The sequence below is a fragment of the Knoellia sp. AC549 genome (assembly GCF_979258975.1).
The window spans coordinates 545,537-558,903 of sequence record NZ_OZ409890.1 but is presented as its reverse complement, the minus strand read 5'-3'; the positions used below and the strand labels follow the sequence as shown (position 1 = coordinate 558,903).

Sequence of the window (13,367 nt, the reverse complement as noted above, 5' to 3'; positions counted from 1 at the left end):
TGACGACGTCATGACTCCTCCGCCGCGGGTCGGGGCGCTCATCGCCACGACGGCCCGGCCCTCTCGCCGGGTGGAGCCGATGGTGCTCCTGCTCGGCGCCGTCACGGTCCTGTCCGCCCTGGTCACCGAGTCCGCGCGCCTCGAGCTGGCCGTGCGCGACCACAGCTCTGTCCTGGCGGCCTTCGCCGTGGCCATCGTCGTGGGTGAGCAGTTCCGCGTGCAGATGCCCTCGGGGCGCGTGGCGGCCCCGGTCTCGACGGCGTCGGCGATCGCCCTGGCGGTGCTCGGCTCGGTGGAGGGACATCCCGTCTTCGACGTCCCGGCCGGCATCGTCGCCCTCGTCGTGGCCGGGTCGTTGTGCGTGGGGACCCTGGTCGGACGTGCCCTTCATCGCCGGACCCATTGGTACGTCGTCGCCGCTCGGACGATCGGCGTGGGGGTCACGGCAAGCCTGATGCGTGCGGTCCCCTTGGACGGCGGGGCGGGGGAATGGGCCTGGCAGCTGGACGACGGCCGACCGCCGTGGCTCGTGGCGATCGTGATGATGGGCGCCGCTGCGGCCGGCCTCTATGTCGAGATCATTCTCACCGGCCTCGTGCGGGCCCAGCGGCGCTCCCTGCCCGTGGCAAGCGCACTCTCCGAAGAGCTCGGTGAGGCGCAGGCGCTCACTCTCGGTCTGCTGGCGGCGGGCCCGCTCGTCGCCTTCCTCGCGCCCGTCGTGGGTCTGGCGGCGCTGCCGCTGGGCCTCCTGCCGATGGTGCTGACCTATGTCGCGGTGCGCCGCTACACCACGAACCGCGCTACCTACCGACAGACGATCGCCACCCTGTCGCAGCTCACCGAGGTGGCTGGCTACACCCCGGCCGGGCACGCCTCCCGGGTCGCCTCCCGCGCGGTGAGCATCGCGCGCTCCATGGGCATGCATGCCGAGCAGGTCCAAGACCTCGAGTATGCCGCGCTCCTGCACGACCTGGGCCAGGTCGGGCTCAGATCCCCGATCCCCGACGGCGCAACCGTGCTGGCTGCTCCCGACGACCAGCGGCGGATCGCCTCCGAGGGCGCGCGCATCGTCCGTCGCACCGAGGTCCTCGACCGCGTGGCCGACCTCATGGAGGGACAGACGACTCCGTTCCGACACGTCCGCGAGTGGAACGAGAAGGTCCCGATCGAGAGTCGGATCATCAAGGTCGCCAACGCCTTCGACGACTTCTCGCACGGCCGCACCGACGCGTCCTCGATCGAGGCCGCGCTGGAACGGATCCACCTGGGGCTCGGCTACGAGTACGACCCCGAGGTGGTCGAGGCCCTCATCCGCACGGTCCACCAGCCGAGCCGTACCTGACCCGACCGCAGACGTCCTCGGACAGCAGCGAGCCCCGACGCGTCGTGCGTCGGGGCTCGCGGTGCATGACTCGCTGTAGCGGTCAGGCCTTCTTGGTCTCCTTGAAGATCGCGTCGATCTCGTCGATCTTGGCGAGGAGCTCGTCGGCCTTGGCGGCGTCGAGCTCGCCCTTGGTGCCGGAGGCGCCGGCAAGCTTGGTCGCCTCGTTGACCAGGGTGTGCAGGTTGGGGAACTTCTCGAAGTGCGGGGGCTTGAAGTAGTCGGTCCAGAGCACCCAGAGGTGGTGCTTGACGAGCTCCGAACGCTGCTCCTTGATGAGGATCGCGCGGGTGCGGAAGTCGGGGTCGTCGTTGTCGGCGACCTTGGCGATGATCGCCTTGATCGACTCCGCCTCGATGCGGGCCTGGGCGGGGTCGTAGACGCCGCAGGGCAGGTCGCAGTGGGCGCTGACATCGGTGACGCTGAACAGAGCGGGGAGGCGCATGAACGTCCCTTTCGTTGGGCTGAGTTGTGGCCACTTCCCAACCTACAACGACCGCACGCGGAGGGATCAGGGCGTCTGCCGCGTGGGCAGCCTTCCGGGTCGTGGCCAGACCCGCGCGACCACGCTCGCCAGAGCGTCCTCAGGGGTGATCGAGCCGACGTCGAACGACGTCAGGCCCTCTCGAGGGTTGTCGGAGTCGAGCCACAGGCGGCCCGGGTCGCTCGGGTCGGCGCCTGCGATGCGCTTGACCGAGACCGGTCGAGCGGTGCCCTTGCCGTCGGCAGGCAGCCGGACGACGGCGACCCCTCCGGGTCGTGGCCGCGCCCCCCAGAGGGCCAGCAGGAGGTCGCCCTCGTGCAACGTCGGCTCCATCGACCGGCCGCGCACGCGAACGACGCGCGGGCGGGGGAGCGGTCGTGGCAGCACGGGGCGATTGTGGCATTGCGCACGTCAGGACCCGCAGACGTGCCGACCCGACGCGTGCGAGGATGACAGGGCGCGGCACACCTCCCGCCCATCGCCGCCCCGCACCAGGGGCCTGGCACGTCGCACCGAGTCCTTCGGTCGCGCCACCTGTCTGCACGTTGGGAGTTCCCGTCATGTCTGCGTCCCCGGTGTACTCGAGCTTCGACTTCGACGGGCCGGTCTTCCGAGCCCACGAGGGCGGAAAGCTCGGCGTACACGCCACGCAGCCGCTGCGCGACCGCGATGACCTGTCCTTGCTCTACACCCCGGGTGTGGCCGACGTCTGCCGTGCCATCGCCGAGGACCCCAGCCTCTCGGCGCGCTACACCGCCCGTCGCAACACCGTTGCCGTCATCACCGACGGGACAGCCGTCCTCGGGCTGGGTGACATCGGACCCCTCGCGGCCATGCCGGTCATGGAGGGCAAGGCCATCCTCTTCAAGCACTTCGGCGGGATCGACGCCGTGCCTGTGTGCATGGAGACCGGCACGGTGGACGAGCTCGTCGAGGCCATCGCCCGGATCGCCCCGTCCTACGGTGGGATCAACCTCGAGGACATCTCGGCGCCGCGCTGCTTCGAGATCGAGAGCCAGCTCAAGGAGCGCCTCGACATCCCGGTCTTCCATGACGACCAGCACGGCACCGCGATCGTCGTCCTGGCCGGCCTCACCAACGCCGCCAAGGTCGTGGGTCGCCCCTTGCACGGCCTCCGAGTCGTCGTCGCCGGCGCCGGTGCGGCAGGGGTCGCGGTCACCGGACTGCTCCAGCGGGCCGGGGTCCGGGACGTCGTCGTCTGCGACTCGCGCGGCATCATCTCGCCCTCACGCACGGATCTCACCGGGCACAAGCACCGCATCGCCGCCTCCACCAACCCGCGCGGGCTGACCGGCCTCATCGCCGCCGCACTCGTCGACGCCGACGTCTACATCGGCGTCTCCGGGGGCACCGTGCCGGAGGCGGAGATCTCGAGGATGGCGCCGGACGCGATCATCTTCGCGCTCGCGAACCCCGACCCCGAGGTGCACCCGGACGTGGCCCACCGCCACGCAGCCGTCGTCGCCACGGGTCGCTCGGACTTCCCGAACCAGATCAACAACGTCCTGGCATTCCCCGGGATCTTCCGGGGCGCCCTGGACTCAGGCGCGAGCCAGGTCACGGAGGCGATGAAGCTCGCTGCTGCCGAGGCCATCGCTGCCATGGTCGCTGAACCGAGCGCCGAGGAGATCGTGCCCAGCGTCTTCGCGCCGGGGGTTGCCGACGCCGTGGCGGCCGCCGTGGCCCTGCTCGCCTGAAAGCCGGACGCAACGGGCGAGCGCGCTGCCAGCTCAGGCGCGCACGGCATCCGCGATGTCGCGGATGCCGTGCGCGTCGATCCCGCAGCAACCGCCGATGAAGCGGGCTCCGAGGTCGGTCCAGTGCTGCACCGATGTCGGCGCGAAGCGGGTGGAGCCGTCCTCGGTCCAGGTCTTGCTGTCGGGGTCGTAGGTCGCGCCCGCATTGGGATAGATGACGTAGGGCACGCTGGGACGGCCGGCAGCGAGGAGCTCGTCGAGGTGGCGGGGTGCGGTGCAGTTCACGCCGACAGCAATGGCCGCGCCGCCCACGACGTCGACGGCCTCGGCGAACGGCGCGCCCCCGGTGAGCCGTGCGCCCTCCGTCGCGGAGAAGGAGACCCAGTAGGGCAGGTCCGGGGCGATCTCGGCGAGCAGTGAGACGACCACCTCGGCCTCCCTGACCTCGGGAATTGTCTCGACCGCCACGAGGTCGGGGTTTGCCGCGACGAGGCGCTCCAGCCTGCGCACGTGGAACTCGCGCAACGTCGCTCGGCTCACCTGCGGGTAGCCGGTGTACTCGGAGCCATCGGCCAGGTGCGCTCCGTAGGGCCCGACCGAGGCAGCGACGAGGGCGCGGCCATCGGCGGCCTGACGCGCCAGGCCGATGGAGGCGTCGAGGTCGGCGTCGCACTGCTCCTCGCTCAGACCGGCAGCGACGTATCCCGGATAGCTTGCCTGGTAGGACGCGCTGATGACGATCTCCGCGCCCGCGTCGACGAAGGTCCGGTGTGCCGCCACGACCTCCGACGGGGCCTGGCGCAGGAGCCGGGCCGACCAGAGGCGTCCGGAGAGGTTGTGGCCGCGTGCCTCCAACGCCGTCGAGAAGCCGCCGTCGAGGACGACCGGTCCGGGGCGCAGGAACGTGTCGAGGGTCATCGCCACATCGTCGCACTGCCGGCTCGGAGCCATGGGTAGGGTCGAAGCCATGCTCGCCGCCTCCGCCGTCTCCCAGTCCGCTGCCGACCCGCTGTCGGGTCTCGAGGTGGGGGAGCGCCCGGACCCGCAGGCGCGCGACGGCTGGGTCGTCGTCGACCTCAGGACGTGTGCCCTCAACCACCACGACGTGTGGTCCTTGCGCGGAGTCGGGCTGGCTCCCGACCGGTTGCCGATGGTTCTCGGCTGCGATGCGGCCGGCGTCGACCCCGAGGGCAACGAGGTCCTCGTGCACGCCGTCGTCCCGTCGGAGGGATGGAACGGTGACGAGACCCTTGACCCGCGCCGCACCCTGCTCTCCGAGCTGCACGACGGCACCTTGGCCACCAAGGTCGCCGTCCCGCGGGCCAACCTCGTCCCCAAGCCCGCGGAGCTCAGCCGGGAGCAGGCCGCCTGCCTCCCGACAGCCTGGCTCACGGCATACCGGATGCTCTTCACGAACTCGCAGGTGCAGCCCGGAGGCACGGTCCTCGTCCAGGGAGCGGCCGGTGGCGTCGCGACGGCACTCGTCCAGCTCGGCGCGGCAACCGGGATCAGGATGTGGGTGACGAGCCGCGACGAGGCCAAGGGTGAGCAGGCCGTCGCGCTCGGTGCGGATCGCGCGTTCGCGTCAGGGGAGCGGCTGCCCGAGCGGGTCGACGCGGTGATGGAGACCGTCGGCGCCGCGACGTGGTCGCACTCGGTCAACTCACTGCGGCCAGGTGGGACGATCGTCATCTCCGGCGCCACGTCGGGCGATGCGCCGGCCAAGGCCGAGCTCACCAAGATCTTCTTCAAGCAGCTCCGGGTCATCGGCTCGACGATGGGCACCCGCGACGAGCTCCAGAAGCTGGCGAATCTCGTTGTCGCACAGGGCATCCAGCCGCTCATCGACTCCGTCATCCCGCTTGCCGATGCCCGCGAAGGCTTCGCCCGGATGGTCGAGGGTCAGGTCACCGGCAAGATCGTGTTCACGGCCTGAACCGGCGTGCGGCTCAGATCTGGAGCCACTCGTTCCAGCCGTTGTGCAGGACGAGCCAGGCGATGAGGCCGTAGCCGGCCTGGCCTGGGTGCTGCCCGTCGCGGCTGGCTCTGAGCTCGGAACGCCACTGGTCGTGCCCGAGCAACGGGCGGTAGCAGTCGACGAACGGCACCGACCGGCGCGAGCAGACGTCGGCCTGGGCCTCGACGAGCACGGCCAGCTTGTCGTTGAACGCGTCGTCGCTCGTCGGCGGACTGCTCACCACGAACGCCGAGACGCCGTTGCTCGCGGCCTCGTCGAGGATGTTGGCGAGGTTGAGGCGGTGCCGTGCCAGCGTGACGCCCGCCGCGATGTCGTTGGCACCGAACGAGATGACGAGCCGCCGTTCGCTGCGTGACTTCCAGCGGGGAGGGCACTCCTGGTGCCACTGGGCGAGGACGTCGCCGCTCGTCTGACCACGGATACCGAGGTTGTATGCCGTGAACTCGACCTCCGGATGAGAGGTGCGCCCGACGACCCGGGTCACCCATCCCTGCCCCTTGGGGTCACCGACGCCGGTCACCAGGGAGTCGCCCATGAAGACGATGGCCACGTCCCGGGGTCCGTCCCCGGGCACGCTGAAGTCCGCGCTCGGCCGGAACTCGATGTCGCCGGAGGGCTCGCCGCCGGACTGATCCGGGCGGTGGATCTGGTCGGTCATGGTCAGTCGTCCTCATCGTCGAGCCGAGCCAGCCAGGTGGCGAGCCGCTCGACGGGTGTCTCGAAATCGGGGTTGAGGTCCACGAAGGTGCGCAGCTGCTCGGCGAGCCAGGCGAAGGTGATGTCCTCGTCGCCCCTGCGGGCCTCGAGCTCCTCGATCCCTCGGTCGGTGAAGTACACGCAGCCACCCTAATGCGCGTGCGCCTCCTCACCCGGGAGCCCTCGGGAGCGCGTTGCGCGAAGCTGCACCCGGAGCTCGTCCCCAATGCGATACTTTCCCCGCCGTGGACTTCCCGGCGCACGTGCCTTCTGGGGGAGTTCCATGAACGTTCGGCCCATCGTGCGGTACCCGATCTCGGCCCTGCTCGCGATCGTCGTCATCCTCGCCACGGGGCTGGCCTCGTCGTCCGTGGCGGAGGCCGCGGACGATCCCGAACCGATCGTCGCCACGTCGGTCTCATGGAGCGCCACGTCGCTGGACGTCACCGAGGGCCCGGTGACCCTTCGCGTCGTGGTGGGCATGGACCCGGTGCACAATCTCGGAACACCGAACCAGGCGTGGCTGCGCAGCTCAGCGAGCACCCAGGTGTCGACCGGTGTGGCCGACCCGACGCCTTGGACCTCCGCCGACGAGCGCACCTTCACCTTCACCCTGCCCCAGGGCGCTGCACCGGGTCAGTGGGTGCTCGACCTCGATGCTCTCTACGTCGACGAGGAGTACCACGACGTGGTCCCGCCCACGGGAGCGCGCACGTCCATCGACGTGACCTCGGTCGATGCCGACGTCCAGGCGCCGGTGCTGCACTCGCTGGAGGTGACACCGAACCCCGTCGACATCACGTACGAGTCACGCTTCGTGAGGGTCACGGCGAAGGTCACTGATCGCACTGACGCCAGCGTGAGGCTCTTCATCCACGAAGCTGATGGTGCTCGCTCATCCCTGCACCTGAGTCGGATCGGCGAGACCGACATGTTCACGAACCAGTTCCTTGTGCAGACGGGCTCCCCGACGGGCAGGTGGTCGGCGTCCATCGAGTTCTTGCAGGATGCGCTCGGGAACTACGTCGGCGAACCACCTCTGCCCGCCGGCGTCAACGCGGACTTCACGGTCGTCAGCCCGCCCAGTCCGCCAGGACTGCCGAGCATCACCTACCTTGCCGCGTGGGCCCGGGGGTCGTTCACCGCAGCGTGGGAACGCCCGTTCAGCGACGGTGGCAGCCCCATCACGGGATACGAGGCCACCTTGGTCCCGTCCGGGAAGGTTGTGCGGACCGACGCGGACACCCTGACCACGACCTTCACCGGACTGGAGGACGGCACACAGCAGACTCTCCGCGTCTCCGCGATCAACGCCCTGGGCACAGGAGCCTTCTCTGAGTACGGGCCGATGAGGACCTGGACCCTGCCACCGGCCCCGGCAGCACCCGTTGCCTCGCCGCGACGCACCCTCATCGACGTGAGCTGGAAGCCGCCCGCACCCAACGCCAGCGGTCCACTGTCGGGCTACGAGGTCACGGCCCACCCCAGCGGGCAGACGATGACCGTTGGAGCCACCGCCACCACGGTGACGTTCTCGGGTCTGGCTGCGTCCGCGCAGCACACCTTCTCGGTGGCCGCGATCAACACTGTCGGCACCGGGTCGCCGTCGGCCCGGTCCGCCCCGGTGACACTGGTCACCGAGGTGACTGCGCCGGTGTTGACCGCGACGCTGTCCGCTCCGGACACGGCGAAGCTCACGTGGACCTATCCCGGTGGCGTGGACACCGTCACGAGCTATGAGGTCTGCCGGCGCCGGCTGGACGGAACGACGGTCAGCTGCCTGACCACCACGGCGCGGACGATGTCGCTCGGTGCCCTCCCGGCTGACAGGACCTTCGGCTTCACCGTGCGAGCCGATGACGGCACTGAGTGGGGTCCTTGGTCGCAGGTCAAAACGCTGACCACCACACCGGGAGTCGGCCAGCGCTTCACGCCCGTGACGCCTCGCCGCCTCGTCGACACCCGAACCGGGCTGGGCGCCAGCCCTCGGCCCGTGAAGCCCAGCGAGACCATTGCCTTCACCGTGCCGGGGCTCCCTGCCGGCACGACGTCCGTGAACCTGAACCTCACTGGGCTGTCCGCGACCACCAGCACCTACATCACGGCGCATGCGACCGACACCGCCCGACCGACGGCGTCGCACCTGAACCTCCTGCCTGGTGAGACGGTGGCGTCGTTCGTCAGTGTGCCGGTCAGCAAGGACGGTCGCGTGTCCCTGTTCAATGCCAGGGGAGGCGTCAACCTCCTCGTCGACCTCGCCGGCTACGTGCATCCGGGCGGACTGTCGACGATGCTGTCCGAGGCGGGAAATCGAATCCTCGACACGAGGCACGGCACCGGCGCGGCGCAGTCGCCGGTGGGCGCTGGACAGCTCGTGTCCCTCACGGTGCCCAAGCGCGTGGGGCAGGTGCCCACGGCCGCCGTCCTCAACCTCACCGTCACGGGGGCGACCAAGGGAACCTATGTCACGGCATACCCGGCTGGTACGCCGCGGCCGAACTCCTCGAGCCTCAACGTTCCGCAGGGGGGGACCGTCGCCAACCTGGTCGTCGTCCCCCTCGACTCCGCCGGTCGCGTCAACCTCTGGAACGCTGCGGGTTCGGTGGAGCTCATCGCCGACCTCGTGGGGACCTACTCGCTCGACACCGGCGCCGGGTACGAGCCAGTCGCCCCGACGCGGATCATGGACACCCGAAGCGGACTCGGCGGCTCGACCGGGCTCGGGTCGACGGCTACCACGCTGAAGCTGCCCAACCTGCCGCCCGAGGCCAAGGCGGTGCTTCTGCGCACCACTGTGGTGGGGCCCTCGCGCGGCGGCAACCTGGTGGGCCACCCGGCGATCTCGACGTCCACTGGCTCGATCCTGAACTTCACTGCGAGCCAGACGGTGGGCAACCACGTCGTCCTGCCTGTGCAGTACGGCGGGACCGTGCGCTTCCAGTTGTCCTCGGGCGTCCAGGGCCACCTCCTCGTGGATGTGGCGGGCTACTACCGACGCTGAGACAGCGGTCGATCTCGAGCGCATGAGTGAGGCCCCGGCACACGTGCCGAGGCCTCACTCATGCGCTGGTCGTTGTCAGCGGGCGAAGGCCGCCGCGATGAGCTCGGCCTGCTCCTCCTGGTGCTTCTTGTTCGACCCGGTGGCCGGTGAGGCCGACGCCTTGCGCGACAGGACGCGCAGCGGACGCTGGACGTCGTGCTCTGCGAGAGCCGCCGGCAGGTTGAGGGCGAGGAACGGCCACGCACCCTGGTTCTGCGGCTCGTCCTGGACGACGACCACCTCGGCGTCCGGATACTTCGCCAGCTCCTCGGCAAGCTCCCTGCCCGGGAGCGGGTAGTACTGCTCCATGTGCAGGATCGCTGTGCTCGTGTCACCACGCTTGGCGCGCTCGGCCTCCAGCTCGTGCACCGCCTTGCCCGCTGCCAGGAGCACGCGGTCGACGGTGCCGTCCGTGGCGCCCTGACGGTCCGGGAGGATCGGCCGGAAGGTGCCCGTCGTGAAGTCCTCAGGCATGCTCGACGCTGCCTTGAGGCGCAGCATCGACTTCGGGGTGAAGACGATGAGCGGCCGACGCGGTCGGGCATAGGCCTGGCGGCGCAGCAGGTGGAAGTAGCTGGCCGGGGTCGACGGGTAGGCCACCGTCATGTTGTCCTCGGCGCACATCTGGAGGAACCGCTCGATGCGGGCCGAGGAGTGGTCCGGACCCTGGCCCTCGTAGCCGTGGGGGAGGAGCAGCACGACGGAGGAGCGCTGGCCCCACTTCTGCTCCGAGCTCGCTGATGAACTCGTCGATGATGGTCTGCGCCCCGTTGAGGAAGTCACCGAACTGGGCCTCCCACAGGACGAGCGCGTCGGGGCGCTCGACCGAGTAGCCGTACTCGAACCCGAGAGCGGCGAACTCGGAGAGCAGGGAGTCGTAGACCCAGAACCGGCCCTGCCCCTCACCCAGATAGAGCAGCGGCGTCCACTCGAGTGCCGTCTCCTTGTCGATGAGGACGGCGTGGCGCTGGACGAAGGTGCCGCGGCGGCTGTCCTGGCCGGCGAGGCGGACGGGCGTGCCCTCCTTGAGCAGTGAGCCGAAGGCGAGGAGTTCGCCGGTCGCCCAGTCGATGCCCCCCTGGCTGACGCTGCCGACACGCTTGTCGAGCATCTGCTGGAAGCTTGGGGTGGACGCTGAAGCCGTGCGGCGGGTTGGCGAAGACCTCGCCGATCGCCTTGAGCTCCTCGGGCGAGATCGCCGTCTCGGTCGCGGACCGGGTCGTCGCGTCGGCCGTCTGGGCGGCCGGCGGCTCGAGACCGGTGTGGCCCTCGACGTCGGTGCCCGTGTAGTTGTCGTCGGCGGCCCTGGCGGCGGCAGCCTCGTTCTCCTTGAGGGCTGCCTTGGTCTCGACGAACACCCGCTCCAGCTGCTGCTGGTAGTCGCGCAGCGCGGCCTCGGCGTCCTCGACGGTGATGTCGCCACGACCGATGAGCGACTCGGTGTAGAGCTTGCGGACGCTGCGCTTGGCCTCGATGAGGCTGTACATGAGCGGCTGCGTCATCGAGGGGTCGTCGCCCTCGTTGTGGCCGCGACGTCGGTAGCAGACCATGTCGACGACGACGTCCTTGGCGAACTCCTTGCGGAACTCGTAGGCCAGCTCGGCGACCCGCACGCACGCCTCCGGGTCGTCACCGTTGACGTGGAAGATCGGGGCCTGGATCATCCGGGCGACGTCGGTGGAGTAGGTCGAGGAACGAGACGAGCTCGGTGACGTCGTGAAGCCGACCTGGTTGTTGACGACGACGTGGACCGTGCCACCGGTGCGGTAGCCGCGCAGCTGCGACAGGTTGAGCGTCTCTGCGACGACACCCTGCCCGGCGAAGGCCGCGTCACCGTGCATGAGGACCGGCAGGACGGTGAAGTCCTCGCCGGCGAGGTTGAGGCGGTCCTGCTTGGCGCGGACGATGCCCTCGAGGACCGGGTTGACCGCCTCGAGGTGCGACGGGTTGGCCGCGAGGTAGACCTTGGTCGTCGCGCCGTTCTCGGCGGTGAACGTCCCCTCGGTGCCCAGGTGGTACTTGACGTCGCCCGAGCCCTGGACCGACTTGGGGTCCTGCTTGCCCTCGAACTCGCGGAAGATCTGGCTGTAGGACTTGCCCGCGATGTTGGCGAGGACGTTGAGTCGGCCGCGGTGCGGCATACCGATGCAGACCTCCTCGAGCTCGTCCTCGGCCGCGAGCGACAGGACGCGGTCGAGGAGGGCGATGACGGACTCGCCACCCTCGAGGGAGAAGCGCTTCTGGCCGACGAACTTGGTCTGGAGGAACGTCTCGAACGCCTCGGCGGCGTTGAGCTTGCGCAGGATCCGCAGCTGCTCCTCACGGGTCGTCTTGGCGTAGCCGACCTCGATCTTGGACTGGATCCACTCGCGCTGCTCGGGGTCCTGGATGTGCATGTACTCGACGCCGATGCTGCGGCAGTAGCTGTCGCGCAGGATGCCGAGGATCTTGCGGAGCTTGAGGAACGGCTGGCCGCCGAAGCCGCCGGTCGCGAAGAAGCGGTCGAGGTCCCACAGGGAGAGGCCGTGGCTCGTGACGTCGAGGTCCTGGTGGCGCCGCTGCTTGTACTCGAGCGGGTCGGTGTCGGCCATGAGGTGGCCGCGCACGCGGTAGGCGTGGATCAGCTCCTGGACCCGCGAGACCTTGTTGATGTCGTCGTCGTGGGACGCCGAGATGTCCTGGACCCACCGCACCGGCTCGTAGGGGATGCGCAGGCTCTCGAAGATCTCGTCGTAGAAGCCGTTCTCACCCAGCAGCAGCTGGTGGATCACGCGCAGGAACTCACCGGACTGGGCGCCCTGGATGATGCGGTGGTCGTAGGTGCTAGTGAGCGTGAGGATCTTGGAGACGGCGTTGCGGTTGAGCGTCTCGTCGCTCGCACCCTGCCACTCGGCGGGGTAGTCCATGGCGCCGACGCCGACGATGGCCCCCTGGCCGGCCATGAGGCGCGGGACGGAGTGCACCGTGCCGATGCCGCCCGGGTTGGTGAGCGAGATGGAGGTGCCCTGGAAGTCCTCGACGGTGAGCTTGCCGCCGCGGGCCTTCTTGACCATCTCCTCGTATGCCGTCCAGAAGTGGGCGAAGTCCATCGTCTCGGCGGCCTTGATCGAGGGCACGAGGAGCTGGCGCGTGCCGTCGGGCTTCTCGAGGTCGATGGCCAGACCGAAGTTGACATGGGCGGGGGTCACGAGGACCGGCTTGCCCTTCTCGTCGTTCGAGAAGCCGTTGTTCATGGCGGGCATGACGCCCAGGGCCTTGACGACCGCGAAGCCGATGAGGTGGGTGAAGCTCACCTTGCCGCCGCGGGAGCGGGCGAGGTGGTTGTTGATGACGATGCGGTTGTCGACGAGCAGCTTGGCGGGGACGGCGCGCACGCTCGTCGCGGTGGGGACGGCCAGCGACGCCTCCATGTTGGTGACCACACGGGCGCTGGCCCCGCGGATCGGCGCCAGCTCCGGGGCGTTGACCGCGCCATCGGACTTCGGCGCACCCGCTTCGCGGGGCTTAGGCGCGTCCGCCGGGGAGTCGCTCCTGGTGGCCTCCGGCTTGGGGGCCTCGCTCTTGGTGGCCTCCGCCTTGGGTTCGGCCGTGGGCGCCTCGCTCTTCGGTTCGGCCTTGGGCGCCTCTGCCTTGGGCTGGGCCTTGGGCGCCTCACCCTTGGGCGCCGCTGCCTTGGGTTCGGCCTTGGGCGCCTCGGTCTTCGGTGCCGCGACCTCGGGCTGCTTCGAGGAGGGAGCAGGCTGAGCAGCCGGTGCGCTCTGGCGCCCGCCGTTGCCGGCACCACCGTTGGGGCTCGCGGGGTCGTAGTCGGCGAAGAAGTCCCACCACGCCTTGTCGACCGAGTTCTTGTCCTTCTGGTACTGCTCGAAGAGCTCGTCCACCAGCCACTCGTTGGGTCCGAATGCGGTCAGGGGGTCGTGCGGAGCGGACTGGTCGGGCACGGCAGTTACGCCTCTTTCTGCGTGGTGTCGTCAGGTTTCAGGTGTCTGACCAGACTATCCCTCCGGACGCGGCTGCCGAGGATGGGTCCGACACGTCTGTGGGCACGGTTCCCCGACGAAACGAGCCGG

Annotated in this window: 9 protein-coding genes and 1 pseudogene; 4 read left to right on the top strand and 6 right to left on the bottom strand. The window is 69.6% G+C overall.

Going from position 1 to position 13,367, the window contains the following annotated elements; all coding sequences use genetic code 11:
* Nucleotides 1-10 precede the first annotated feature (10 nt).
* Entirely contained in the window at nucleotides 11-1,342 is a 1,332-nt protein-coding gene (locus ACZZ98_RS02630) for an HD-GYP domain-containing protein (protein ID WP_463514817.1), read from the top strand.
* A gap of 82 nt (nucleotides 1,343-1,424) precedes the next feature.
* On the opposite strand, the gene sodN is transcribed toward ACZZ98_RS02630, so the two are convergent.
* Together sodN and ACZZ98_RS02620 are read right to left on the bottom strand one after the other, a co-directional pair.
* Nucleotides 1,425-1,826, bottom strand: a complete 402-nt coding sequence (gene sodN / locus ACZZ98_RS02625) for a superoxide dismutase, Ni (RefSeq protein WP_463514816.1) — start codon at nucleotides 1,824-1,826, stop codon at nucleotides 1,425-1,427.
* Nucleotides 1,827-1,892: 66 nt separating this feature from the next.
* Nucleotides 1,893-2,252 carry a S24/S26 family peptidase gene (locus ACZZ98_RS02620; RefSeq protein ID WP_463514815.1) on the bottom strand — a complete coding sequence of 120 codons (360 nt, stop codon included), beginning with the start codon at nucleotides 2,250-2,252 and terminating at the stop codon, nucleotides 1,893-1,895.
* A gap of 173 nt (nucleotides 2,253-2,425) precedes the next feature.
* Between ACZZ98_RS02620 and ACZZ98_RS02615 the strand changes: the two genes are divergently transcribed.
* Nucleotides 2,426-3,583: an NAD(P)-dependent malic enzyme gene (locus ACZZ98_RS02615; protein WP_463514814.1), complete on the top strand. Its 1,158-nt coding sequence runs from the start codon at nucleotides 2,426-2,428 to the stop codon at nucleotides 3,581-3,583.
* Between the two features lie 33 nt (nucleotides 3,584-3,616).
* Here the strand turns inward: ACZZ98_RS02615 and mmuM are convergent, their stop codons facing one another.
* Nucleotides 3,617-4,501, bottom strand: a complete 885-nt coding sequence (mmuM, locus tag ACZZ98_RS02610) for a homocysteine S-methyltransferase (protein WP_463514813.1) — start codon at nucleotides 4,499-4,501, stop codon at nucleotides 3,617-3,619.
* Nucleotides 4,502-4,550: 49 nt separating this feature from the next.
* Between mmuM and ACZZ98_RS02605 the strand changes: the two genes are divergently transcribed.
* Entirely contained in the window at nucleotides 4,551-5,519 is a 969-nt protein-coding gene (locus ACZZ98_RS02605) for a zinc-binding dehydrogenase (RefSeq protein ID WP_463514812.1), read from the top strand.
* 13 nt (nucleotides 5,520-5,532) lie between these two features.
* On the opposite strand, the gene ACZZ98_RS02600 is transcribed toward ACZZ98_RS02605, so the two are convergent.
* Together ACZZ98_RS02600 and ACZZ98_RS02595 are read right to left on the bottom strand one after the other, a co-directional pair.
* The gene (locus ACZZ98_RS02600) at nucleotides 5,533-6,219 is read right to left on the bottom strand and encodes a GDSL-type esterase/lipase family protein (protein WP_463514811.1); all 687 of its coding nucleotides are present in this window, start codon (nucleotides 6,217-6,219) and stop codon (nucleotides 5,533-5,535) included.
* 2 nt (nucleotides 6,220-6,221) lie between these two features.
* Nucleotides 6,222-6,398 (bottom strand): DUF6104 family protein, encoded by a 177-nt coding sequence (locus ACZZ98_RS02595; RefSeq protein WP_380085440.1) that lies wholly within the window; start codon nucleotides 6,396-6,398, stop codon nucleotides 6,222-6,224.
* Between the two features lie 142 nt (nucleotides 6,399-6,540).
* Between ACZZ98_RS02595 and ACZZ98_RS02590 the strand changes: the two genes are divergently transcribed.
* Nucleotides 6,541-9,258: a fibronectin type III domain-containing protein gene (locus ACZZ98_RS02590; protein WP_463514810.1), complete on the top strand. Its 2,718-nt coding sequence runs from the start codon at nucleotides 6,541-6,543 to the stop codon at nucleotides 9,256-9,258.
* 75 nt (nucleotides 9,259-9,333) lie between these two features.
* On the opposite strand, the pseudogene ACZZ98_RS02585 reads toward ACZZ98_RS02590, so the two are convergent.
* Nucleotides 9,334-13,238: pseudogene (locus ACZZ98_RS02585) on the bottom strand (multifunctional oxoglutarate decarboxylase/oxoglutarate dehydrogenase thiamine pyrophosphate-binding subunit/dihydrolipoyllysine-residue succinyltransferase subunit).
* Nucleotides 13,239-13,367 lie beyond the last annotated feature (129 nt).